Source organism: Arthrobacter sp. NPDC055585, from assembly GCF_053619115.1.
Window position 1 is genome coordinate 380,426 of sequence record NZ_JBSHIT010000003.1, and the last position, 22,667, is coordinate 403,092.

The following is a 22,667-nucleotide window of genomic DNA, read 5'->3' on the forward strand; positions in this document are numbered from 1 at the left end:
GTTCCCGCCATGAGAACAACTTCGCGCCTGTCTGTCCGTGTCCGGGAACTCGACGCCGCTGATCCGCTGGCCGGAATGCGGGAGAGGTTCCTGGGTCACGACGACGCCGAAGTGCCGGCGTACCTGGACGGCAATTCGCTGGGCCGCCCGCTGGCCGCCACCCTGGACCGCCTGAACGATTTTGTGCGGCGCCAGTGGGGCGGCCGGCTGATCCGCGGCTGGGACGAAGGCTGGCTTGCCCTGCCCCGGCAGATCGGCGACGAGCTGGGCGCCGGGGTCCTCGGGGCCGCCCCCGGACAGTGCGTGGTGGCCGATTCAACCACCGTCCTGCTGTACAAACTGGCCCGCGCCGCCGTCGCTGCCGGGGGAGACCGGACCGAAATCGTCCTGGACCGGGACAACTTTCCCACCGACCGCTACGTGATGGAGGGCATCGCCGCCGAGTGCGGCCTCACCCTGCGCTGGGTCGAGGCAGATTACGACGGCGGAGTCCGCCCCGAAGCTGTGGCCGCCGCCGTCGGGCCGAAGACTTCGCTGGTGGTGCTCAGCCACGTTGCGTACCGCTCAGGGTTCATTGCAGATGTGCCGGCGATTACGGAGATTGTTCACCGTGCCGGAGGGCGTGTGCTGTGGGACCTTTGCCACTCCGCCGGCTCGGTACCCGCAGAACTGGATGCCTGGAACGTGGACTACGCGGCGGGCTGCAGCTACAAGTATCTGAACGGCGGCCCGGGAGCTCCGGCCTGGGCCTACGTGGCGGCCCGGCACCAGGACGGTTTTGACCAGCCGATCCGGGGCTGGCTCGGAGCAGGCGATCCGTTTGGGATGGGCCGGGACTTTGTTCCGGCGGCCGGGATCCAGCGGGTGGTCTCCGGGACTCCGCCCATCCTGGGGATGCTCGCCATGCAGGACATGATCGCCCTCATTGCCGAGGCCGGCATGGACGCGGTGCGGGAGAAGTCCGTGCAGCTGACGTCCTTCGCCCTCGAGGCGTTCGATGAGGTCCTCGCCCCGCTGGGCGCCGAACTGGCATCTCCGCGCGACCCGTCACAGCGCGGCAGCCACATTACCATTGACCACCCGGCATTCAAGGACGTCACCGCCAGGCTGTGGGAGCAGGGAATCATCCCTGACTACCGCAATCCGAACGGCATCCGCCTTGGCCTGTCCCCGCTGTCCACGTCCTTCGCGGAAACCTGGGCCGGCATTGAGGCAATTGCTGCTGAGCTTCAGACGGGTTCCTAGTACCGGGAAAACTACTGCCCGGCCTTCACGCAAAGCACGGGGCAGGGCGCTTCGAGCAGCACCCGCTGGGCGGTGCTGCCCAGGATGAGTTTTCCAACGGGCGTGCGGTGGCGCAGTCCCACAACGATCAGCCGGCCCCCGTTCCCGGCCGCAGCAGCCAGGATTTCCTCGGCCGGATCGTAGTCGCCTTCGGGGTGGATGATCATAAAGTCGGATCCTGCTGCTTCCAGTTCCGCGGTAATCGCCTCGAGCTCATCCGTGGCGTCTTCTCCGTGGCTGTGCCCGTGTCCCAGCCCCCGTCCCGTGGTGCGGACGTTGACGATCACGAGCCGGTCCTGGAACAGCGCCGCTTCCCTGCGGGCATGTGCCAGGGCCGCAGCGCCCTCTGGCGCCGGGACGTAGCCGACGATGACGCTAGCCATGGAGCTCCTCCGGATCTGTGAAGCGGGTGCGCTTGGCCTTGACGCCGCGGTTCCAGAGCCAGGTGAAGAACCAGAGCACAACACCGATGGCCAGCAGGATGCCGGCGATTGAGTATTCGATGGGGTCCTGGGCCCAGGGACCCACCAGGAACGCGCAGCTGAGCGCTCCGATCCAGGGCATGATGCCGGGGGAGCGGAACGTCTTCCGCTCCCCTCCGCCCGGCGGCGTCGCGCCTTCCACCGGGTCCGGAGGCGACTTGCGAAGCACCAGGCAGGCTATGTTCACCACGGTGAAGACGCAGAGCAGCAGCAGGGCCGTGGTTCCGCCGAGCGCTGAAACGGTGTCGGGACCCATCACGTTGGTCACCAGGATGATCACGCCGATCGCGATGAGCGTGGTGAACACGATCGCAGCCCAGGGCGTCCGCCGGCCGTGCAGCACCAGTGCCAGCGGGCGCGGCAGGACCTCCTGCTTGGACATGCCGTAAAGCAGGCGGCTGGCCATCAGCATGTTGATCAGGGCGGTGTTAGCGACCGCGAAGATCGAAAGGAACGGATAGAAGACGTCGATGGGGAAGTCCGGAGCGCCGGCCTGCACTACTTCCAGCAGCGGGGTCTGGCTCTCCGACAGCTGCCCCACCGGCACCACGGCCACGGCAGCCACCGAGACCAGCAGGTAAATGAACACGGTAATACCGAGCCCGGTGAGCATGACTTTGGGGAAAATGCGGGCCGGGTCGCGTGTTTCCTCCGCCATATTGACGCTGTCTTCGAAACCCACCATCGAGAAGAAAGCCAGTGAGGTGGCTGCCGTCAGCGCCAGGAAGATCGATTTTCCGCCCTCGGTTTCGAATATCACGGTGCGGGAGAAATCAACGTTCCCCTGTCCCATGGCCCAGAAACCGATTCCAATGACGATCAGCAGGCCGGTCAGTTCCACCACAGTCAGCACCACGTTGAACTTGATGCTCTCCCCAACGCCGCGCAGGTTGATCAGGGCCAGCAGGACCATAAATCCGACGGCGATGGCCGTGACCCCGAACTGCCCCCAGCCCAGGTTGAAGCCGACGAGGAAGTTCTCGGCGAGGAACTTGGCAGCGGTTGAAGCGGAGGTGATGCCGGAGCAAAGCACCGCGAACGTTACCAGGAACGTTACGAAGTGAATGCCGAACGCCTTGTGTGTGTAGAGCGCGGCGCCGGCAGCCTGGGGATACTTGGTCACCAGTTCCAGATAGGACAGTGCCGTAATTGTTGCCACGGCGAAGGCAATCAGGATCGGTGCCCACGCAGCCCCGCCGATCTCCCCGGCTATCCGTCCGGTCAGGGCGTAGACGCCGGTGCCAAGGATGTCACCGATGATAAACAGCAGCAGCAGCTTGGTGCCCATCACCCGTTTCAGCTGCGGGCCGTCACCGGACTGCGGCACGCCGCTGGTAGCCGTTCCCTCACCTGTTCCGGGTGCGCTCATGCCCGGTATTCTGCGCGCGTCCGGGACCGGCCTGCAATGCGTACGCCTCTTTTCCCTTCATGCGGCCAGGGAATATCCGGTGTTCAGAGCGGGCGCCGGGGGATCAATCGGACGCCGGATCCGGCACCACACTCACGGAACGGATCCGGTGATGCTCAACTTCCAGGACCCGGAGCTTGCCTCCGGGGGCGCTGACACTGTCTCCGGGTACAGCCATCCGGCCCAGCCGCTCCAGGATGTAGCCTGCCACCGTCTCATACTGGCCTTCCGGGAGTGTTATACCGGTGAGCCGGTCGAATTCCTGCAGGATTAGCCCGCCGTCCACCACCAGTTCGCCCTCAAGGGCCAGATGATGGTCCTCCGGATCCATGCCGGTGTCGTACTCGTCGTAAATCTCGCCGACCAGTTCCTCCACCAGATCCTCCAGCGTGACAATGCCGTCGGTACCGCCGTATTCATCCGCCACGACGGCGATGTGGCTGTTCTCCCGGCGCATCCGCGAGAGGGTGGGAAGCACCGTGGCCGTTCCCGGCAGGAACAGGATGGGCCGGAGGACCTCACCCAGCCGGGTCCGTGCTGCGCTCTCCGGATCCTGGCCCAGCAGGTCCCGCACATGCACAAAACCCAGGACGTCATCAGGGGAGTCCGCAATCACGGGGTACCGGGAATACGGAAGGATGTGGACGGCCTCCCGGGCCTGGGCAACCGTGAGCCCGGCGTGCAGGAACTCCACCTGCGGGCGGGGTCTCATCACCTCCTGCAGCAGCCGCTGGCCTGCACCGAAGACGTCAGCCAGGATGCTCCGGCTCTCATCAGCCAGCACCGGGCTCGCCTTCACCAATTCCAGCAGTTCCTGCTGGGAGATGGGTACGTTCTTCAGGTTCGGGTCACCGCCCAGCGCCCGTACGACGCCGTTGGTGGAGACGGAGAGCAGCTTGATCACCGGCCGCATCACAGTTGCAAACACTGAGAGAGGAGGAGCCAGCGCGCGGACAAACCCCTCGGCGTTCTGCATCGCCAGGCGTTTGGGCACCAGCTCGGAGAACACCAGTGACAGATAGGCAACCACCAGTGTCATGGCGATGAATGCCGTGGTCTGGGCGGCCGCGGCATTCAGTCCCCAGCTTTCCAGCACGGGGGAGACAGCCGGCGCAAGCGCTGAGGCACCGTACGCCGCGGAGAAAAAGCCGGAGAGGGTCACGCCGATCTGAATGGCGGAGAGAAACAGATTCGGATTGCGTGCCAGGGCAGCGATCTTCGCTCCCCGCCGTCCGGAGGTCTCAAGTCGCAGGATCTGTCCTTCGCGGAGGGACACCAGGGCCATTTCAGCGCCGGCGAACAACCCGCCCAGCAGGACAAAGAAGAGCACCAGAATGACGTTCAGGAACCCGCTGCCGTCCATATTGCGAGAGTACCAAGGCGGCGTCCGCACCACAGCGGCTTACCCCGGCACGCAGAGTGTGATGAGGTACACAACCGGATGTTCCGGGCAAAACAAAACACCCCGGTCAGTAGACCGGGGTGTTTGCCGATGTTCAGAACATCTTTTGTGCGCGGAGGGGGACTTGAACCCCCACCCTCAATAAGAGGACTAGCACCTCAAGCTAGCGCGTCTGCCATTCCGCCACCCGCGCAGGTGGACTTCCGAAGAGCGGTTTTTGTTCCGTTTCTTCGTTCGCAACGGGAAAAACTCTAACACGGTTTCTGCGAGAACAACGAATCGTGGAATTCGGGGCCGAGTGTGACGGGACATGCGCCGGAACATTGCGCCCCCGAAAGGGCGCCGACTGGCTAGGCTGGGCCGTAAAGCTGCCCAGCAAGGAGAGAGCCGCATGAGCATCCGCGCCGAAGACGAAGTCGCCCGCATCTGCCGGGACCTGATCCGCATCGATACCTCGAACTACGGGGACGGGTCCGGGCCGGGGGAGCGCAAGGCAGCGGAGTACGTTGCCGCCCTCATCGAAGAGGTGGGCCTGGAAGCAGATGTTTTCGAGTCTGCACCCGGCCGCGCATCCGTGGTCACCCGGATGTCCGGCACAGATCCGTCCCTGCCGGCACTGGTGGTCCACGGCCATCTGGACGTGGTTCCGGCCCAGAAACAGGACTGGACCGTGGACCCGTTCAGCGGCGAGGAGCGCGACGGGCTCATCTGGGGCCGCGGTGCGGTGGACATGAAGGACATGGATGCCATGATCCTCGCCGTGATGCGGGAGATGGCCCGTACCGGCACCAGGCCCCGCCGGGACATCATCTTTGCTTTCTTCGCCGATGAGGAGGCCGGCGGTACCTACGGCGCCGGGTGGGCAGTTGAAAACCGGCCCGAGCTCTTCGACGGAGCCAGCGAAGCCATTTCGGAAGTGGGCGGTTTCTCGGCGACGATAGGCGGACGCCGGACGTACCTGCTGCAAACCGCGGAAAAGGGGATCTCCTGGCTGCGGCTGAAGGCCCACGGCAGGGCGGGCCACGGTTCGCAGATCAACACGGACAATGCCGTCACGCGCCTCGCCGGCGCCGTATCCCGGATCGGCTCCTATGAATGGCCGATCGAACTCACCGACACAACCCGTGCCTTCCTGGACGGCGTCACGGAGCTCACGGGCGTCGAATTCGACCCGGACAATCCGGAGAAACTGCTGGCCGAACTCGGCACGGTGGCCCGGTTTGTTGGCGCCACCCTGCAGAACACGGCCAATCCCACTCTCCTGGAAGCCGGATACAAGCACAACGTCATCCCCGGGACGGCCGAAGCGTTCATCGACGCGCGGACCCTTCCCGGACAGGAAGAGCAGCTCCTTGAAATCGTGAAGTCGCTGGCCGGGGAAGGAATAGACGTCAGCTATGAACACAGGGACGTCTCGCTTGAAGTTCCCTTCAGCGGGAACCTGGTGGATTCGATGGTGGCTGCTCTCCAGGCCGAGGACCCCGGCGCACCGGTGCTGCCGTACACACTCTCCGGGGGGACGGACAACAAGTCGCTCAGCCGCCTGGGCATCACCGGTTACGGCTTCGCCCCGCTCCGTCTGCCGGAAGACCTGGATTTCACCGGCATGTTCCACGGCGTGGACGAACGCGTTCCGGTGGACTCGCTGAAGTTCGGAACCCGGGTCCTGGGCCGCCTGCTGCGCGGCAGCTAACCAACCGGCATCTGCACACGTTAGGAAAGGAAGCTGTTTTGACGTCCTCCGAAGAAATCCTTACCCCCGAAGTGCTGGAACGGATCCGCGGCCGCGCCGCGGGGTACGACCGGGACAACGCGTTCTTCACCGAAGATCTGGAAGACCTGAGCCGCGCAGGCTATCTGGCCCTGTTCACCCCTAAGGAACAGGGCGGCGCGGGGCTGGACATCCCGGCAGTCGTAAACTGCCAGCGCAGGCTGGCATCCGCCGCGCCCGCCACCGCCCTGGCCGTGAACATGCATCTGGTCTGGTGCGGCGTTGCGCACCTGCTCTCCCGCGGAGGGGATGACTCGCTCTCCTTTGTACTCCAGGAAGCCGGCCAGGGGGAGCTCTTTGCGTTCGGCATCTCCGAGCCGGGCAATCCGGCCGTCCTCTTTGATTCAAAGACCGAGGCCGTTCCTCAGGACGGCGGCGGGTACTCCTTTACCGGACGCAAGATCTTCACCAGCCTGTCTCCGGCGTGGACGAGGCTGGGCCTCTTCGGCAAGGACACCTCGGGGCCAGGGGATCCGCAGCTCGTTTTCGGTTTCGCAGAGCGAACCACAGCCGGCATCACTGCACTGGACGACTGGAACACCATGGGCATGCGCGCTTCCCAGTCCCGCACCACTATCCTGGACAGCGCCGTCGTACCCGCCGGACGGATCGTGCGGCACACGCCGGTGGGTCCGCACGCCGACGCTTTTGTCTTTGGCATCTTCAGCCTTTTCGAGACCCTGCTCTCCGCCGTCTACACGGGACTTGCAGAACGTGCCCTGGAGCTGGCTGCCGCAGCCGCACAAAAAAAGACCGTCCAGGGCCAGCCGGCCGCCCAGGACCCGCACACCCGCTGGCGGATAGCAGACGCAGCGATCCGCCTCGACGGCATGCTCCTGCAGCTCGACGCCGTTGCCCGCGACCTCGAGGACGGAGCCGACCACGGCGCGTCCTGGTTCCCGCGGCTCTCCGGGCTCAAGCTGCGCACCACGGACACCGCCCGGGGGATCGTGGAAACGGCGATGCAGGTAGCCGGCGGCTCCGGTTACTTCCGCGGCCAGGAACTCGAACGGCTCTACCGCGACGCCCTGGCCGGGATGTTCCATCCCTCCAGCGAAGACTCAGCGCATGACTCCATGGCCAAGGCCGTACTGGGTCCGGTCACCGGGCAGTAACGTCCGCCCGGCGGGGCACTTGTCAGACCGTGCGCTGCACGCGCATGATCTTGCGGCGTAGCCAGTACCGGTGTGTTCCGCCGCGGTAAATGCGGGTGCGCTGGAGTTCCCATTTTCCGTATTCCGCATGATCAGTGATCAGCCTGCGGGCATCCGGAAGGGACTCATGGGGTCCTACGGAGAGCACAAGATACTCGTAGTCCTTGGCGGGAGCGGTCTTGAACGAGACCTCGGGTCTCAGAATTTGTTCTCGCATTTCCATCCCATTTTGCCTGCTTTGGGGCTAACGTCTAGTCCATGACCATAGATCCGCGCGTTGCACTCCAGTCCCTGGTTGCTGCCTTTGAAGAGCACCTCGCTGCTGCCGCCGCCCGCCGCGGAGACAAGGACCCGGCTGTGGAGGATGCGTACCTGGCCATAGCGGATGCCTTTGAGGTCTACGAGGAGGTGCTTTACGACGCATACGGCGAAGTGACGCCCCTTGAAATTTATGAAGACGAAGAGACAGACGAGGAACTCCTGGACGAAGACGAGGAACTGCTGCGCAGTCCCGGCTTTGGCCTGGACGGCAGCGGGTATGCCGCAGGCGCGGACCACCCCGCCGATGACGCTGCCGGCCAGCCGGGCCCGTACCGGCAGACCGGCAGCGACCGCTAGCCCGGACCCCCACGCTGCGGCACGCCTGACGAAGCGGAAGGACGCTTTGCCCTAGAGTCGTAGGGTGAATTGGTTCGAAGCGATTTTTCTTGGTTTCCTTCAAGGCCTGACCGAGTTCCTGCCCATCTCCTCCAGCGCCCATCTGCGTATTGCCGGTGAACTGCTCCCCGGAGCGCAGGACCCGGGGGCTGCCTTTACAGCCATCACCCAGCTCGGCACAGAGACCGCCGTCGCGGTGTATTTCTGGAAGGACATCGTCCGGATCGTCAAGGCCTGGTTCGGGTCCCTGTCAGGACGCGTACCCCGCTCGGATCCGGATGCACGGATGGGCTGGCTCATCATCGTGGGTACCCTGCCCATCGTGATCCTTGGACTCCTCTTCCAGGACCAGATCGAATCCACCTTCCGCAGTCTGTGGATCGTGGCGACCATGCTGATCGTCTTCGGTGTCATCCTGGCCGTGGCAGACGCCGTCGGCAAGCAGCAGCGCAAGCTGGACCAGCTCACCTACAAACACGGCATCCTGTACGGCTTCGCCCAGGCACTGGCCCTGATCCCCGGTGTTTCCCGTTCCGGCGGAACCATCACTGCCGGCCTGCTGATGGGCTACACCCGCGAAGCAGCGGCCCGCTACGCGTTCCTGCTCGCCATTCCGGCAGTGTTCGGCAGCGGCCTCTACCAGCTGGCAAAGTCCTGGGGAGAGACCGGCCCCTACGGCGGCGCCGAAACGGCTCTGGCCACAGTGGTGGCATTCGTCGTCGGCTTCGTCATCATCGGCTGGTTCCTGCGCTACGTCTCCACCCGCAGCTACCAGCTGTTCGTCTGGTACCGCATTGGCCTCGGCGTCGCCATTTACATTGCCCTTGCCTTCGGTGTGCTGCAGGCCTGACCCTGCCCGCAGCCGCGCAAAAATGAACCCGGCCTGCCAAGTAAGTAGAGTGAATACGTGATCGCCTGGAAATCCCGCCCCCTTCCCGAACTGCCCGGACAATCCCCGGAACTGGTCCTCTTCGATACGGCCCTGCGCCGCACAGTGCCCGTCACCCCGGGCCCCGAAGCCGGACTGTATGTCTGCGGAATCACCCCGTATGACGCCACCCACATGGGACACGCCGCCACCTACGTGGCCTTCGACCTGCTGAACCGCCAGTGGCGGGACTCCGGCCACACCGTGAACTACGTCCAGAACGTCACAGACATTGACGATCCGCTGCTCGAGCGCGCGGAAGCAACCGGTGTTGACTGGACGGTCCTGGCCAAGGAGCAGACCCAGCTCTTCCGTGAAGATATGGAGGCCCTGAACGTGCTGGCGCCGCGCAGCTACATTGGCGCCGTCGAATCCATCGAGTGGATTGTGCCCGTGGTTGAAGACCTCCTGGAGCGGGGGATTGCCTACCGGGTGGCCGGAACCGGCAGCGAGCCCGACGGCGATGTCTACTTCTCCGTCGACGCCGCCGCCGCCCTGGAAGCAGCCGGCCCGGACGCCTGGTGGCTGGGCCAGGTTTCGAACCTGACACCGGAACAGATGCTGCCGGTCTTCGCCGAACGTGGAGGGGACCCGGAACGCCCCGGAAAGCGCAGCCCGCTGGACGCACTGCTCTGGCGGGTGGCCCGCCCGGGCGAACCGCAGTGGTCAGGCGGCTCGCTGGGAGCCGGCCGCCCCGGCTGGCACATTGAATGCTCGGTCATTGCCCGCCGCTACCTGCCCGCACCCTTCGATGTGCAGGCCGGGGGATCGGACCTGGTTTTCCCGCACCACGAAATGAGCGCAGGGCATGCCTACGCCTGTTCAGGCGAACCGCTGGCACGGCACTATGCCCACGCAGGCATGGTGGGTCTGGACGGCGAAAAGATGAGCAAGTCCCTGGGCAACCTGGTGCTGGTGTCCAGGCTCCGCGCCGAAGGCGTGGAACCAGCAGCAATCCGGACCACATTGGCCGGACACCACTACCGTTCGGACTGGTTCTGGACCGCCGAAGACCTGGCACGCGCCGAGGAACGGGTGCGCCTCTACCGGCAGGCCCTGCCGCTGACCGGCACCGCTGCAGCCGAGGAACTGCTGAGCCGGTTCCGGCTCTCCCTCGCAGACGACCTGAACGCACCCGCCGCCCTGGCGGCTGCCGATGAGTGGGCCGGGCGCCTGCTCGGGGCCGGGACATCCGCCCCGGAAGCTACGGCCGGTTCCGGAGCAGATCTGGCGGCAGCCGCGTTCGACGCGCTGCTGGGCATCAGCCTGCGCTAGTTTTCCCCTGGACTGCCCGGGATCCCGTGCAGTCCAGGATTTACACCGCGGTGCAGCCCCGGCTAGTCACGCCGGCGGCGCTTGAGGTACCGCTCGAATTCTCTGGCGATCGACTCACCGGAGGCCTCCGGGAGTTCAGCCGTGTCCTTGGCCTCTTCCAGCTGGCGGACATACGCGGCGATCTCCGGGTCCTCCGTCGCTAGTTCATCCACGCCGCGTTCCCACGCCTGCGCTTCCTCAGTAAGCACCGAGGTGTCGATCGGAACCTGCAGCAGTTCCTCAATGCGGTCCAGCAGCGCAAGCTGGGCCTTGGGCGAGGGCGGCTGGCCCACGTAGTGCGGAACGGCAGCCCACAGGGAAAGAGTTGGAATGTCTGCCAGCGCGGCGACTTCGGACAGCACTCCGACAATGCCAATCGGTCCCTCATACTCTGAAGACTCAACATCCAGGTGAGACCGCAGGTCTTCCTCTTCGCAGGTGGCGGTCACCGGGATGGGCCGGGTATGCGGCACATCGGCGAGGAGGGCTCCGGCCAGCACCAGGCAGTCAACGTCCAGTTCCTTGGCCAGCCCGATCAGCTCCGCCGTGTAGGCCCGCCATTTGTAGGACGGCTCCACGCCGGTCACCAGGATGAGATCGAGATTCGAACCGGGAACCTCAGCCCGTGAAATCCGGGTAGTGGGCCACTTGATCCGCCGTTTGCCCGAGGACGTGCGTTCAATGGCCGGACGGGTGAACTGGAAGTCGTAGTACTCGTCGGCGTCGATCCCGGCTATCTTCTCACTGTCCCAGTACAGGGACAGGAAGTTCAGGGCGTCTGACGCCGCTTCTCCGGCGTCGTTCCAGCCCTCGAAGGCAGCAAGCATAACGGTGACCCGGTCACCGGTGCCGCCCGCAAAGAAATCCTGGAGTCCTGCTGCCGGACTGATATCGCTGTTACTCACGATTTCACCTTATGCCCACTGCCGCGCACTGTCAGTCCCGCACGCCGCGGGAGCGCAGGCGCCGCGCAATGAACCGCCGCCCCGCCACGTAGACTGGCGTTATGCCCCTGTCTGGAATTCCCGCCCCGCCGAACGGACCCGAACCTGCGCTGCAGGCCGTGTTCTGGGACCTGGACGGAACCATCGTGGACACCGAGCCGTACTGGATCCAGGCGGAGAAGGACCTGGTCGCGGAATACGGCGGTTCCTGGACAGACGAAGACGCCCTGGAGCTGGTGGGTCAGGCGCTCAGCTATTCGGCGCGCCGACTGCAGCAGGCCGGCGTTCCGCTGCCGGTGGAAGACGTCATCGCTGCCCTGACGGAAAAGGTCGCCGCCCGGATTAGGGTGCAGGTGCCCTGGCGTCCCGGAGCACGCGAACTCCTGGAGGAACTCGCCGGGGCGAGCGTTCCCTGTGCAATGGTCACAATGTCCACCGGCCCGCTGGCACGCCTGGTGGCGGACCAGCTCCCGGCGGGAACGTTCCGTCTGCTCGTGACCGGAGAAATGGTCCAGCGCGGCAAACCGCACCCGGAGCCCTACCAGCTGGCTTTCGAGCAGCTGGCCGCCGGGTTCCCGGGCCTTTCCAAGACCCGCTGCGCGGCGCTGGAGGACTCCTATCCCGGCTACACCTCGGCGCGCGCCGCCGGACTGGCGGCCGTTGCCATCCCGCATCTTATTGAACTTCCAGCCGACCCGCAGCGAATCCAGTGGAGCACCCTCGCGGGGCGCACGCTCCAGGACCTCCAGGACCTGGTCACGGCCGGGGAAGGAGCCGCCCGGTGACCCAGGATCCAACACGCACCAAGCGCAGCGAGGGTATTCCACTTGGCCGGATCGGCGGGGTTCCGGTCACCCTGGCCTGGTCCTGGTTCATCATCGCTGCCGTTATCGTTTTCCTTTTTGGGCCCCGCGTTGCCGGGGCGGTCCCCGGGCTGGGCACCGCCGCGGCCTACGCCGTCGCGCTGGGTTATGCCCTGCTCCTGCTGCTTTCAGTCCTTGTGCACGAACTCGCACACGCACTGACAGCCAAGGCCTGGAACTGGCCTACACCCAGGATTGTCCTGACACTCTGGGGAGGGCACACCCAGTTCGGTGATGTCCGCGCCACCCCGGGCAAATCCCTTGCTGTGGCGCTGGCCGGACCGGCTGCCAACTTCCTCCTGGCCCTGGCGGGGCTGGGGCTCCTGGTCTTCCTGGAACCGGGCACCGTTGGCCGGCTCCTGGCTGACATCTTTGTCTGGGCGAACCTCCTGGTCGCCATTTTCAACGTCCTGCCGGGACTTCCGCTGGACGGCGGCAGAATCGTGGAGACCATCGTCTGGAAGACCACCGGCAGCCAGGACCGCGGCACCCTCGCCGCCGGCTGGGCCGGACGCCTCATTGCCGCAGCACTTGCTGCGGCAATCATTCTTCCGCCGTTCCTGCAGGGCAGGACTCCTGATTTCAGCCTGCTGCTGATCACCGCCCTGGTCTCCGGGTTCCTCTGGATGGGTGCCGGCGCCTCCATTGCCAATGCGCGCATGCGGCTGCGGCTGCCGGCGGTTTCCGCCGCAGCGCTGATGGAACCGGCCATCCAGCTTCCCGCCGGAACGCCCGTCGCCGAAGTGCGGCGCGCTGCAGCAGCGGCCGGTCCCGGGACAACACTGGTCCTGACTGCTCCCACCGGCCAGCCGGAAGCCATCGTTGACCCCGGTGCCCTTGCAGCCGTACCCGCAGACTTTGCGGCACAGACCCCGGCATCTGCGGTCGCCCGCGCCCTCGCACCGGGTGCCTACATCCCCGATGCAGCCAACGGCCAGGAACTCATCGCTTACCTCTCCAAACTCGAGGGCAGCGAATACGCCGTCATCAACCGGGAAGGCACGGTGGTAGGCCTGCTGCGGCAGAGGACCGTCGTTGCCGCGATCACCGGCCGGCGGCCGCAGACCCCCCGTTCCTGACCAAACCCCTAGCACCACTGCTCAGAGCCCCACAAGCACGTAAAGCCAGAGATTGCCGAACAAGCCCGCAGATACAAAGGACAGCCACTTATGAACAACCCGGGTACCTCCGAAACACCAGCTGCGCACGGCGCGGACATGCGCCGCGGACCGCTGCGGCCCGGCGAACGCGTCCAGCTCACCGATGAAAAGGGACGCCGGAACACCATCACCCTCACCGAGGGCGGCGCGTTCCACACCCACCGCGGCTACCTGCCCCACGAGGCGGTCATCGGCGTACCCGAAGGCACGATCGTCACCAACACCACCGGACACCAGTACCAGGTGCTCCGGCCGCTGCTCTCCGACTTTGTTCTCTCGATGCCGCGTGGAGCAGCCGTGGTGTACCCCAAGGATGCCGGCCAGATCGTAACGATGGCGGACATTTACCCCGGAGCCCGCGTGGTTGAGGCCGGCGTAGGCTCCGGCGCCCTGAGCATCTCCCTGCTTCGCGCCGTCGGCGACAACGGCTCGCTGCACTCTTACGAGCGCCGGGAAGAGTTCGCTGACATCGCCCGCGGCAACGTTGAAACGTTCTTTGGCGGACCGCACCCCGCCTGGGACATCACCCTGGGTGACTTCCAGGACGAGGTTGTCCGCAATCAGGAGCCGGGCAGCGTCGACCGGGTAGTACTGGACATGCTCGCGCCCTGGGAGTGCACCGACGCCGTGGCCACGGTCCTGGCACCCGGAGGCGTGTGGATCTCCTACGTTGCAACCGTGACCCAGCTTTCGCGCACCGCGGAGGCCATCCGTGCCGACGGCCGCTTCACCGAACCCGAGGGCTGGGAATCCATGGTCCGCGGCTGGCACCTTGAAGGCCTCGCCGTCCGGCCTGACCACCGCATGGTGGCCCACACCGGGTTCCTGCTCTCCGCCCGCCGGCTGGCAGAAGGTGCCACCGGCCTGGTTGCCAAGCGCCGGGCCTCCAAGACGGACTTCAGCCAGGAAGACCTCAATGCCTGGACTCCGGCGGCCGTGGGGGAGCGCGAAGTCTCCGACAAGAAGCTGCGGCGCGCGGCCAAGGACGCCAGCTCAACCATCCAGCGCGGCGCCCTCGCCAAGGCTGAACGGTTCCAGGAGGAGCACGGCAGCACGGGCAGCGAGGACTAAACCGGACCACCGGCCAGCCCCATATCCGGGACGCGGAGAAACACAAGACTCCGCGCCCGGTGTATTGCGTGCGTCACTGCGTTATCGTCAAACGAAGGGACGAAAGCTATGAAGGCGGTCGGAACATGGTTGATGAGGAAAACACCGGCGGGGCCCCCATGGGCGGCGCGATGGACGGCGGATACGGCACGGACGGTACTGAATCCCGGCAACTGAATGTCCTCCGGGACAAGCTGCGGAACCTGGACCGCCAGCTCGCGGCGCTGACCCATAACAACGCCCGCCTGGTGGCGATGCTGGAAACGGCCAGGGCGGAGATCGTCCGGCTCAAGGACGCCCTCGAAAAAGAGGGGGCCACTCCGTTCAGCTTCGGAACAGTTATAGCCGTCAATCAGCGGACGGAACCGGCGCCCGGGGTCACCACCACGGCCACCGTGCAGGAAAGCGTGGATATCATCCAGTCAGGGCGCAAACTGCGGGTGGCCGTGAGCCCCCTGCTGGACCTTGGCCAGATTGTTCCCGGCCAGGAAGTGCTGCTCAACGAGTCGCTGACCGTTGTTGCGGGACTCGGGTTCGAAAAGGCCGGTGAACTGTTCACCGTCCAGGAACTGCTTGAGGGTGACCGTGCGCTGGTGGTCGGCCGGGCCGACGACGAACGGGTGGTCCGGCTCAACGGCCCGCTGGTGAAGGAAAAGGTTCGCGTTGGGGATGCGCTGACCGTGGACACACGGATCGGCTACGCACTGGAGAAGATTCCCCGCAGCGAAGTGGAAAACCTGGTCCTGGAAGAGGTGCCGGATATCTCCTACTCGGACATCGGCGGCCTCGGCCCCCAGATCGAACAGATCCGGGACGCGGTGGAGCTTCCCTTTATGCACCCGGACCTTTACCGCGAGCACGGGCTCAAGGCGCCAAAGGGCATCCTGCTGTACGGGCCTCCCGGCTGCGGCAAGACCCTGATCGCCAAGGCGGTGGCCCATTCGCTCGCCGCCCGTGTGATGGAACAGACCGGGATGCCCGGAACCCGCAGCTACTTCCTGAACATCAAGGGCCCGGAGCTGCTGGACAAGTACGTGGGGGAGACCGAGCGGCATATCCGCCTGATCTTCTCCCGCGCCAGGGAGAAGGCCTCGGACGGAAGCCCCGTGGTGGTGTTCTTCGATGAGATGGATTCACTGTTCCGCACCCGCGGCACCGGCGTTTCCTCCGACGTCGAAACTACGATTGTTCCCCAGCTGCTCAGCGAGATCGACGGCGTGGAGAAGCTCGAGAACGTGATTGTGATCGGTGCCTCCAACCGCGAAGACATGATCGATCCCGCGATCCTCCGGCCCGGCCGGCTGGACGTGAAGATCAAGATCATGCGCCCCGATGCCGAAGGCGCCGGGGAGATCTTCGCCAAGTACCTCACCCCGGACCTGCCGCTGCACCGCGACGACCTCGCCGAGCACGGCTATGACCCGGTGGCCACGGTCAAGGAGATGATCCGCCGGACCGTGGAAAAGATGTACGCCGAGGACAAGTCCAACGAGTACCTGGAAGTCACCTACGCCAACGGCGACACCGAGATGCTCTACTTCAAGGACTTTAACTCCGGGGCAGTGATCCAGAACGTTGTGGACCGGGCCAAGAAGTACGCCATCAAGGACTTTTTGACCCTGCACCAGCGCGGCCTGCGCATCGAACACCTGATGCGCGCCGTCGTTGATGAGTTCCGTGAGCACGAAGACATGCCCAACACCACCAACCCGGACGACTGGGCACGCATCTCCGGCAAAAAGGGCGAACGGATCACCTACATCCGCACGATCATCCAAGGCAAGGCAGGGCAGGAACCCGGCCGCACCATTGAAACGACCGCCAACCCGGGACAGTATCTGTGACGGTCCGCAGGGTGATGGGCACGGAAACCGAGTACGGCGTACTGGCTCCGGCCCTGCCGAACGCGAACGCCACCGTGCTCTCCAGCCAGGTTGTCAACGCCTACGCTGCCAGCGTCCGTGCCGGTCTGGGAAACCTCTCCGGAACGCGCTGGGACTACACCGACGAGGCACCGCTGAACGATGCCCGCGGCTACACGGTTCCCCGCACTGCCGCTGATCCCACGCAGCTGACGGACGCCCCTCCGGTGCTGGACGCTGAGCAGATTGCCATGGAGGGCGGGGGACCGTCCGCCCTGTACGGGGAGTCGGAGGACAACTCCGTGCTGATGAACATGGTGCTGGGAAACGGCGCCAGGCTCTACGTCGACCACGCCCACCCGGAATACTCCTCACCGGAGACCACCAATCCGCATGACGCGGTGCTCTGGGACAAGGCGGGGGATGCGGTGGTCCTGACGGCGATGCGGCATATTGCCGCCACCCCGGGCTTCGCGCCCGTCCATCTGTACAAGAACAACACCGACAACAAGGGCGTCTCCTACGGCGCGCATGAAAACTACCTGGTCCCGCGCAGTGTGCCCTTCACCCGGCTGGTTGCCGGTCTGCTGCCGTTCTTTGTCTCCCGCCAGGTGATCTGCGGCTCCGGCCGGGTCGGGATCGGCACCAGCAACCAGCGCCAGGGCTACCAGCTCAGCCAGCGGGCGGATTTCTTCGAAACCGAGGTGGGCCTGGAAACCACCATCCGCCGCCCCATCATCAACACCCGCGACGAGCCGCACGCCGTCGCGGAAAAGTACCGTCGGCTGCACGTGATCATCGGCGACGCGAACCTCAGTGAGGTTTCTGCCCTGCTCAAACTGGGAACAACGTCGGCGGTCCTGTCCATGATCGAGGACGCCGCGGCACCGCAGGTCGAGCTCCGGGACCCCGTGGGAGCCCTCCAGGCCATCAGCCATGACCCGTCACTGACCGTCCTGGTGGAGCTGAAGGACGGGCGAAGCGTCACCGGCCTGGACCTTCAGGAAATGTACCTGGAAGCTGCGGCCGCGCATGCCCGGCGGGAAGGGGGAGCCGACGCCGCCACGGAGGACATCCTGACCCGCTGGACTTCGGTGGTGGGAACCCTCAAGCGGGACCCGATGTCAGCCTCTGCGCAGGTGGACTGGGTGGCCAAGCTTCGGCTGCTGCAGGCCTACCGGGACAGGGATGGACTGGCCTGGAACGATGCCCGGCTGAACCTCATCGACTTGCAGTATTCGGACATGCGTCCGGAGAAGGGTTTGTACTACCGGCTGGCCGCCCGCGGGCAGATGGAACGGATCCTGACCGACCGGCAGATTGCCGCAGCCGTGGCACAGCCCCCTGAAGACACCCGGGCCTACTTCCGCGGCCGCTGCATCACCCGTTTCCCGTCCGAAGTCATCGGTGCCAGCTGGGACTCGATCATCTTTGAGCTGCCGTCCCGGCGGAGACTGCAGCGGATCCCCACCCGGGAACCGCTGCGCGGAACCAAGGAGCTCACGGGAGAGCTGTTCGACGTTTCAGCCGACGCGGAAGATTTTGTGACCCGTCTCCTGACCGGTCCGGAACCTACCGTGGCACCATAGGACCTAGGACACATTCCTCAGCAACGCGTCAGCAGGAAAGGGCAGGCATCATGGCAACCCAGGACCGCAGGAATACCGGATCACGTCCCCAGGAAGTGGAGGAGACCGACGAGACACTGCCTCCCGCCGCAGAGCCTGCGGAGCAGTCCACAGCCCAGACCGAAGGTGTAGACGACCTGCTGGATGAGATTGACGGCGTGCTGGAGAACAACGCCGAAGAGTTCGTCCGCGGTTTCATCCAGAAGGGCGGTCAGTAGCGGATGGTGCCAACGGATCCTGCACACACGGTGGCCGCTGAAGCGGGGTCATCATTCAGCGAACACCTCAGCCGCCACCACCCGGAGCTGCTGCCCTCGGCCCGCCGGCTTGGCACAGCTCCTGCAGGATCGGCAGCGGCAGCAGCGCCGCAGGCCACCACCATTGTTTCCCTCACGTATGCCGGCGGTGTGCTGATGGCGGGGGACCGGCGGGCGACGATGGGAAACATGATCGCCAGCCGGCACATCCGGAAGGTCTTTCCGGCAGACAGCTACTCCGTGCTGGGCATCGCCGGTACCGCCGGCCTCGCACTGGACATGATCCGGCTTTTCCAGGTGGAGCTGGAGCATTACGAGAAAATCGAAGGCACCCCGATGAGCCTGGACGGCAAGTCCAACCGGCTTGCGGCCATGGTGCGCCAGAATCTGCCGCTGGCCCTCCAGGGCCTGGCCGTGATTCCGCTCTTCGCCGGGTTCGACACTGAGCGGCACGCCGGGAGGATGTTCTCCTATGACGTGACCGGCGGGCGGTACGAGGAGTACGAGCACCACAGTGTGGGCTCGGGATCCGTTTTTGCCCGCGGAGCCCTGAAGAAACTCTGGCGTCCCGGACTGGACCAGGACGAGGCCGTCCGGATAGCCGTTGAATCGCTTTACGACGCCGCCGACGACGACTCCGCCACGGGCGGCCCGGACCTGGTCCGCCAGCTGTGGCCTGTGGTCTACGTGGTCAACTCCGCAGGCATGCGCGAGATCCCCGAACGTGAGCTGCACCAGCTCGCCGAGGACCTGGTAGCCCGCCGGTCCATCGCCGGACGGGAGGCATAGGAGATGACGCAGCAGTTCTACGTCTCGCCCGAACAGCTGATGAAGGACCGGGCTGACTTTGCCCGGAAAGGTATAGCCCGCGGCCGCTCGGTTGTTGTGCTGACCTGCCGCGACGGCATTGCGTTCGTCGCGGAGAACCCTTCGCCTTCGCTCCACAAGCTCGGCGAGATTTATGACCGGATAGGGTTCGCCGCGGTGGGGAAGTACAACGAGTTCGAGAGCCTCCGGCAGGCCGGCGTACGGTACGCCGACGTCCGCGGCTACTCCTACGCCCGGGAAGACGTCTCGGCCCGCGGGCTGGCCAGCGTCTACGCGCAGAGCCTGGGCTCCGTATTCACCGCTGAGGGCAAGCCGTTCGAGGTCGAGCTTGCCGTGGCTGAAGTCGGCAAGGAACCCTATGCGGACCATCTGTACCGGCTGACCTACGACGGCTCGATAGCCGACGAGAGCAACTACGTGGTGATGGGCGGACAGGCGGAAACCGTCAATGATTCCCTCGCCCGCACCTGGTCACCGGACACCACGTTTAATGAGGCCATCAGGGTTGCAGTCCAGGCCCTCGCCACTACCCGGCGGCCGCAGGAAGCTGCGGCAGGACAGTCAGGCCAGGACCCTGAACCCCCGCAGGGCACCGAACTGCTCGGAGCAGGACTCCTGGAGGTGGCGGTCCTGGACCGGGATCCGCTTTCCACCCGGGGCACGGTCCGGGCGTTCCGCAGGATAGGAACCGTTGAGCTGGACCGCGTGCTTTCCAGCCCGGAAGGAGACTGATGGAACGCAGGATCTTTGGTGTTGAGACAGAATTCGGCATCGCCTACTCGGGACCGGACTCACGCCCGCTCTCCCCGGAGGAGGTGGCCCGCTACCTCTTCCGGAAGGTGGTGAGCTGGGGACGCTCCTCCAACGTTTTTCTCACCAACGGCTCGAGGCTTTACCTGGATGTGGGCTCGCATCCCGAGTATGCGACCGCTGAATGCGACGACCTGGCCCAGCTCATAGCCCATGACCGGGCAGGGGAACTGATCCTTGACGACCTCGTGGACGAGGCCGAGGAACGCCTGGCAGCTGAGGGTTTCAACGGAAGTGTCTACCTGTTCAAGAACAACACTGACTCGGCAGGAAACTCCTACGGCAGCCATGAGAACTATCTGATCCCGCGCCGGCTTGAGTTTTCCCGGCTGGCGGACATCCTGATTCCGTTCCTAGTCACCCGGCAGCTTCTCGTGGGCGCCGGCAAGGTCCTGCGCACCCAGTCCGGTTCGCTGTACGCGTTTTCCCAGCGGGCCGATCACATCTGGGAGGGCGTCTCCTCTGCCACCACCCGGTCCCGGCCCATCATCAACACCCGGGACGAGCCGCATGCCGACGCCGAGCACTACCGCCGCCTGCACGTCATAGCCGGCGACTCCAACATGTCCGAGACCACCTCCATGCTCAAGATCGGTTCTGTGGACCTGATGCTGCGGATGATCGAAGCCGGGGTGATCATGCGGGACCTGCGGCTGGAGAACCCCATCCGCAGCATCCGTGAGATCTCGCACGACCTCACCGGCTCCGCCCCGCTCAAGCTGGCCAACGGATCCACCATGACAGCCCTGGAGCTCCAGCGCATCTACCTTGACCGGGTGCAGGACTTCGTCACGGACAACGGTCCGCACAACCGCCACGTGCCGCGCATCCTGGATCTCTGGGAGCGGACACTGGACGCGGTCGAGTCCGGGGACACTTCCGGCATAGACACGGAAATCGACTGGGCGATCAAGAAAAAACTCGTGGACCGGTACGCGGAGCGCGGCGGCCTGGACATGGGTTCGCCCCGGCTCGCCCAGATCGACCTCACGTACCACGACATCAGCCGCAGGCGCGGGCTCTTCTACCTGCTGCAGTCGCGGGGCGAAACGGCACGCGTGGTTGATGACAGCGCCGTCAAAGAAGCCGTGGACGTTCCGCCGCAGAGCACCCGGGCCAAGCTCCGCGGCGACTTTGTGCGCCGCGCCAAGGCTGCCAACCGGGACTTCACCGTGGACTGGGTGCACCTGAAGCTCAACGACCGGGCCCAGCAGACCGTTCTGTGCAAGGATCCGTTTGCTGCTGTTGATGAACGCGTGGAGGCTCTGCTTTCCACGCTCTGACCAAAGCGCAGGAATCCCGGGCCGCGGCTGATCTAGGAACCTTTCAGGTGAAGGCGTTAGGGTTGGTCTTGCTGCCCGGAGAGGGTGCGGGCATGCCCCTGCACTCTGCTGACGGGCAGAGACATTTGTCCGCCACTGAAAGAAGTACTGTGCGAAAAGTACTAGCCCTGCTCCTGCCCGCCCTCCTGCTGCTTACCGCATGCTCCGGAGACGGCAGCAGCGAACCGCTCTCCTCCGTCAAGGTCAGTTCCAACGGTGAAGGTGCCGTCCCCACAGTGGAGTTTGACACTCCGCTGACGGCCGAAGAACCGACCCTCGTGCGGGTGAACGACGGCGACGGCGCAGAGCTCACCGAAGGCCAGACCGCTTCAGTCCGGCTTGTTGTCATGGACCCCGAAAGCGGCGAAGCGGGCCAGGAAACCTACACGGCGGAAACCGCCGAAGACATTGCCGTGGATGACACCCTCAAGCAGGGTAACGAGCAGATGTACAGCGCCCTCGTCGGCGCTCCCGTCGGCTCGGACTTCGCCTACTACGTTCCCGGCAACGAAGAGGCAGGCACTGCTACGCAGTTCATCGTCTTCACGCTGACCGGCGCCCGCGACATTCCGACGCGGGCCTGGGGCACCGACGTCGAGCCGGTCGAAGGCCAGCCCACCGTGACCCTTGACGACGACGGCAAGCCCTCCATCACTGTTCCGGAAGGCGAGGCGCCTACCGAGCTGATCGCCCAGGAGCTGAAGAAGGGCGACGGAGCGGTAGTTGAAGCCGATGACACCGTCACCGTGCAGTACCACGGCGTCAAGTGGTCTGACGGCTCCGTGTTCGACTCCAGCTGGGAGCGCGGCGCGCCCACGTCCTTCGGACTGAACCAGGTCATTTCGGCCTGGACCGACGGCCTTGCCGGCAAGACCGTGGGATCCCAGGTCCTGATCGTGGCTCCTCCTGCCACGGCCTACGGCTCCAGTGAAGGCAATGAACTCCAGAACGAAACCCTGGTGTTCGTCGTCGACATCCTTGAGACCAAGTAGCCGCCGGGTCCGGATAAGATAGCAGGCAGTCCCAAAACGAAGGAGTCCCATGTCATTCGGAAAGCGCGAATACGACCGCCAGAAGCCGGAAATCGATTTCCCGGAGCACGATGCCCCGACCGACCTCGTCATCGAAGACATCATTGTCGGTGACGGAGCCGAAGCGAAAGCCGGGGACACCGTCTCCACCCACTACGTGGGCGTGGCTTTCTCCACCGGTGAAGAGTTCGATGCCTCGTGGAACCGCGGCGCGCCGCTGGACTTCACGGTTGGCATCGGCCAGGTCATCCAGGGCTGGGACCAGGGCCTGCTGGGCATGAAGGTCGGCGGACGCCGCCGCCTGGAAATCCCGGCCCACATGGCCTACGGCGACCGCGGCGCCGGCTCGGCGATCGCACCGGGGGAGTCCCTCATCTTTGTCGTGGACCTGCTCGGGGTCCGCTAAGCCTGCTGTTCCGCAAAGGGCGGCCCGCCGGTCATCTGTGACCGGC

At 65.2% G+C, this 22,667-nt stretch carries 21 protein-coding genes, 1 tRNA gene and 1 pseudogene; 17 read left to right on the top strand and 6 right to left on the bottom strand.

Features of this window, described 5'->3' with window-relative positions; all coding sequences use genetic code 11:
* The first annotated feature begins 9 nt into the window (after nucleotides 1-9).
* On the top strand, nucleotides 10-1,245 hold the full coding sequence (locus tag ACWGQ2_RS07990) for a kynureninase (RefSeq protein WP_452016024.1): 1,236 nt from the start codon (nucleotides 10-12) through the stop codon (nucleotides 1,243-1,245).
* A gap of 11 nt (nucleotides 1,246-1,256) precedes the next feature.
* On the opposite strand, the gene ACWGQ2_RS07995 is transcribed toward ACWGQ2_RS07990, so the two are convergent.
* The 4 genes from ACWGQ2_RS07995 to ACWGQ2_RS08010 form a co-directional block, all read right to left on the bottom strand.
* Nucleotides 1,257-1,667, bottom strand: coding sequence for a universal stress protein (locus ACWGQ2_RS07995; RefSeq protein WP_452016026.1), 411 nt, complete (start codon nucleotides 1,665-1,667; stop codon nucleotides 1,257-1,259).
* The gene (locus tag ACWGQ2_RS08000) at nucleotides 1,660-3,135 is read right to left on the bottom strand and encodes an APC family permease (protein ID WP_452016028.1); all 1,476 of its coding nucleotides are present in this window, start codon (nucleotides 3,133-3,135) and stop codon (nucleotides 1,660-1,662) included. The genes ACWGQ2_RS07995 and ACWGQ2_RS08000 overlap by 8 nt, the downstream gene beginning before the upstream one ends.
* Nucleotides 3,136-3,238: 103 nt before the next feature.
* Nucleotides 3,239-4,537 (bottom strand): hemolysin family protein, encoded by a 1,299-nt coding sequence (locus ACWGQ2_RS08005; RefSeq protein WP_452016030.1) that lies wholly within the window; start codon nucleotides 4,535-4,537, stop codon nucleotides 3,239-3,241.
* Nucleotides 4,538-4,685: 148 nt separating this feature from the next.
* Nucleotides 4,686-4,769 (bottom strand) — tRNA-Leu (locus ACWGQ2_RS08010).
* 198 nt (nucleotides 4,770-4,967) lie between these two features.
* Between ACWGQ2_RS08010 and ACWGQ2_RS08015 the strand changes: the two genes are divergently transcribed.
* Nucleotides 4,968-6,269 carry a M20/M25/M40 family metallo-hydrolase gene (locus tag ACWGQ2_RS08015; protein WP_452016032.1) on the top strand — a complete coding sequence of 434 codons (1,302 nt, stop codon included), beginning with the start codon at nucleotides 4,968-4,970 and terminating at the stop codon, nucleotides 6,267-6,269.
* 38 nt (nucleotides 6,270-6,307) lie between these two features.
* Nucleotides 6,308-7,462 carry an acyl-CoA dehydrogenase family protein gene (locus ACWGQ2_RS08020; protein WP_452016034.1) on the top strand — a complete coding sequence of 385 codons (1,155 nt, stop codon included), beginning with the start codon at nucleotides 6,308-6,310 and terminating at the stop codon, nucleotides 7,460-7,462.
* A 22-nt stretch (nucleotides 7,463-7,484) separates the two neighbouring features.
* Here the strand turns inward: ACWGQ2_RS08020 and ACWGQ2_RS08025 are convergent, their stop codons facing one another.
* The gene (locus tag ACWGQ2_RS08025) at nucleotides 7,485-7,718 is read right to left on the bottom strand and encodes a DUF5703 family protein (RefSeq protein ID WP_452016036.1); all 234 of its coding nucleotides are present in this window, start codon (nucleotides 7,716-7,718) and stop codon (nucleotides 7,485-7,487) included.
* A 41-nt stretch (nucleotides 7,719-7,759) separates the two neighbouring features.
* On the opposite strand from ACWGQ2_RS08025, the pseudogene ACWGQ2_RS08030 reads away from it, so the two are divergent.
* The 3 genes and pseudogenes from ACWGQ2_RS08030 to mshC form a co-directional block, all read left to right on the top strand.
* Nucleotides 7,760-7,999 (top strand): annotated as a pseudogene (locus ACWGQ2_RS08030) (hypothetical protein); the annotation flags it as partial.
* A gap of 184 nt (nucleotides 8,000-8,183) precedes the next feature.
* Nucleotides 8,184-9,008, top strand: coding sequence for an undecaprenyl-diphosphate phosphatase (locus ACWGQ2_RS08035; RefSeq protein ID WP_452016038.1), 825 nt, complete (start codon nucleotides 8,184-8,186; stop codon nucleotides 9,006-9,008).
* Nucleotides 9,009-9,065: 57 nt separating this feature from the next.
* Nucleotides 9,066-10,361 (top strand): cysteine--1-D-myo-inosityl 2-amino-2-deoxy-alpha-D-glucopyranoside ligase, encoded by a 1,296-nt coding sequence (mshC, locus tag ACWGQ2_RS08040; protein ID WP_452016040.1) that lies wholly within the window; start codon nucleotides 9,066-9,068, stop codon nucleotides 10,359-10,361.
* A gap of 62 nt (nucleotides 10,362-10,423) precedes the next feature.
* On the opposite strand, the gene ACWGQ2_RS08045 is transcribed toward mshC, so the two are convergent.
* The gene (locus ACWGQ2_RS08045) at nucleotides 10,424-11,305 is read right to left on the bottom strand and encodes a PAC2 family protein (RefSeq protein WP_452016042.1); all 882 of its coding nucleotides are present in this window, start codon (nucleotides 11,303-11,305) and stop codon (nucleotides 10,424-10,426) included.
* Between the two features lie 101 nt (nucleotides 11,306-11,406).
* Between ACWGQ2_RS08045 and ACWGQ2_RS08050 the strand changes: the two genes are divergently transcribed.
* The 11 genes from ACWGQ2_RS08050 to ACWGQ2_RS08100 all read left to right on the top strand — a co-directional run bounded on the left by ACWGQ2_RS08050 (nucleotide 11,407) and on the right by ACWGQ2_RS08100 (nucleotide 22,621).
* Nucleotides 11,407-12,129 carry an HAD family hydrolase gene (locus tag ACWGQ2_RS08050; RefSeq protein WP_452016044.1) on the top strand — a complete coding sequence of 241 codons (723 nt, stop codon included), beginning with the start codon at nucleotides 11,407-11,409 and terminating at the stop codon, nucleotides 12,127-12,129.
* Complete coding sequence (locus tag ACWGQ2_RS08055) at nucleotides 12,126-13,286, top strand: site-2 protease family protein (protein ID WP_452016046.1); 1,161 nt, start codon at nucleotides 12,126-12,128, stop codon at nucleotides 13,284-13,286. The genes ACWGQ2_RS08050 and ACWGQ2_RS08055 overlap by 4 nt, the downstream gene beginning before the upstream one ends.
* Before the next feature lie 90 nt (nucleotides 13,287-13,376).
* Nucleotides 13,377-14,438 carry a tRNA (adenine-N1)-methyltransferase gene (locus ACWGQ2_RS08060; protein ID WP_452016048.1) on the top strand — a complete coding sequence of 354 codons (1,062 nt, stop codon included), beginning with the start codon at nucleotides 13,377-13,379 and terminating at the stop codon, nucleotides 14,436-14,438.
* A 158-nt stretch (nucleotides 14,439-14,596) separates the two neighbouring features.
* Nucleotides 14,597-16,321: a proteasome ATPase gene (gene arc / locus ACWGQ2_RS08065; RefSeq protein ID WP_452016088.1), complete on the top strand. Its 1,725-nt coding sequence runs from the start codon at nucleotides 14,597-14,599 to the stop codon at nucleotides 16,319-16,321.
* A 14-nt stretch (nucleotides 16,322-16,335) separates the two neighbouring features.
* Nucleotides 16,336-17,928 (top strand): depupylase/deamidase Dop, encoded by a 1,593-nt coding sequence (dop, locus tag ACWGQ2_RS08070; RefSeq protein ID WP_452016090.1) that lies wholly within the window; start codon nucleotides 16,336-16,338, stop codon nucleotides 17,926-17,928.
* A 50-nt stretch (nucleotides 17,929-17,978) separates the two neighbouring features.
* Nucleotides 17,979-18,185: a ubiquitin-like protein Pup gene (locus ACWGQ2_RS08075; RefSeq protein WP_452016050.1), complete on the top strand. Its 207-nt coding sequence runs from the start codon at nucleotides 17,979-17,981 to the stop codon at nucleotides 18,183-18,185.
* 3 nt (nucleotides 18,186-18,188) lie between these two features.
* Complete coding sequence (prcB, locus tag ACWGQ2_RS08080) at nucleotides 18,189-19,013, top strand: proteasome subunit beta (RefSeq protein WP_452016052.1); 825 nt, start codon at nucleotides 18,189-18,191, stop codon at nucleotides 19,011-19,013.
* 3 nt (nucleotides 19,014-19,016) lie between these two features.
* Nucleotides 19,017-19,784, top strand: a complete 768-nt coding sequence (gene prcA / locus ACWGQ2_RS08085) for a proteasome subunit alpha (protein WP_452016054.1) — start codon at nucleotides 19,017-19,019, stop codon at nucleotides 19,782-19,784.
* The gene (gene pafA, locus ACWGQ2_RS08090) at nucleotides 19,784-21,145 is read left to right on the top strand and encodes a Pup--protein ligase (protein WP_452016056.1); all 1,362 of its coding nucleotides are present in this window, start codon (nucleotides 19,784-19,786) and stop codon (nucleotides 21,143-21,145) included. Before prcA ends, pafA begins: the two co-directional genes overlap by 1 nt.
* Nucleotides 21,146-21,294: 149 nt before the next feature.
* The gene (locus ACWGQ2_RS08095; protein ID WP_452016058.1) at nucleotides 21,295-22,176 is read left to right on the top strand and encodes an FKBP-type peptidyl-prolyl cis-trans isomerase; all 882 of its coding nucleotides are present in this window, start codon (nucleotides 21,295-21,297) and stop codon (nucleotides 22,174-22,176) included.
* A gap of 49 nt (nucleotides 22,177-22,225) precedes the next feature.
* Nucleotides 22,226-22,621 carry an FKBP-type peptidyl-prolyl cis-trans isomerase gene (locus tag ACWGQ2_RS08100; RefSeq protein WP_325789046.1) on the top strand — a complete coding sequence of 132 codons (396 nt, stop codon included), beginning with the start codon at nucleotides 22,226-22,228 and terminating at the stop codon, nucleotides 22,619-22,621.
* The last annotated feature ends 46 nt before the right edge of the window (nucleotides 22,622-22,667 follow it).

Coding starts and splice junctions, on each gene's coding strand:
- pafA (WP_452016056.1), top strand. CDS start 19,784: ATGGAACGCAGGATCTTTGGTGTTGAGACAGAATTCGGCATCGCCTAC.
- prcA (WP_452016054.1), top strand. CDS start 19,017: ATGACGCAGCAGTTCTACGTCTCGCCCGAACAGCTGATGAAGGACCGG.
- ACWGQ2_RS08075 (WP_452016050.1), top strand. CDS start 17,979: ATGGCAACCCAGGACCGCAGGAATACCGGATCACGTCCCCAGGAAGTG.
- ACWGQ2_RS08000 (WP_452016028.1), bottom strand. CDS start 3,135: ATGAGCGCACCCGGAACAGGTGAGGGAACGGCTACCAGCGGCGTGCCG.
- ACWGQ2_RS08050 (WP_452016044.1), top strand. CDS start 11,407: ATGCCCCTGTCTGGAATTCCCGCCCCGCCGAACGGACCCGAACCTGCG.
- ACWGQ2_RS08015 (WP_452016032.1), top strand. CDS start 4,968: ATGAGCATCCGCGCCGAAGACGAAGTCGCCCGCATCTGCCGGGACCTG.
- ACWGQ2_RS07990 (WP_452016024.1), top strand. CDS start 10: ATGAGAACAACTTCGCGCCTGTCTGTCCGTGTCCGGGAACTCGACGCC.
- ACWGQ2_RS08060 (WP_452016048.1), top strand. CDS start 13,377: ATGAACAACCCGGGTACCTCCGAAACACCAGCTGCGCACGGCGCGGAC.
- arc (WP_452016088.1), top strand. CDS start 14,597: ATGGGCGGCGCGATGGACGGCGGATACGGCACGGACGGTACTGAATCC.
- prcB (WP_452016052.1), top strand. CDS start 18,189: ATGGTGCCAACGGATCCTGCACACACGGTGGCCGCTGAAGCGGGGTCA.
- dop (WP_452016090.1), top strand. CDS start 16,336: ATGGGCACGGAAACCGAGTACGGCGTACTGGCTCCGGCCCTGCCGAAC.
- ACWGQ2_RS08100 (WP_325789046.1), top strand. CDS start 22,226: ATGTCATTCGGAAAGCGCGAATACGACCGCCAGAAGCCGGAAATCGAT.
- ACWGQ2_RS07995 (WP_452016026.1), bottom strand. CDS start 1,667: ATGGCTAGCGTCATCGTCGGCTACGTCCCGGCGCCAGAGGGCGCTGCG.
- ACWGQ2_RS08005 (WP_452016030.1), bottom strand. CDS start 4,537: ATGGACGGCAGCGGGTTCCTGAACGTCATTCTGGTGCTCTTCTTTGTC.
- ACWGQ2_RS08025 (WP_452016036.1), bottom strand. CDS start 7,718: ATGCGAGAACAAATTCTGAGACCCGAGGTCTCGTTCAAGACCGCTCCC.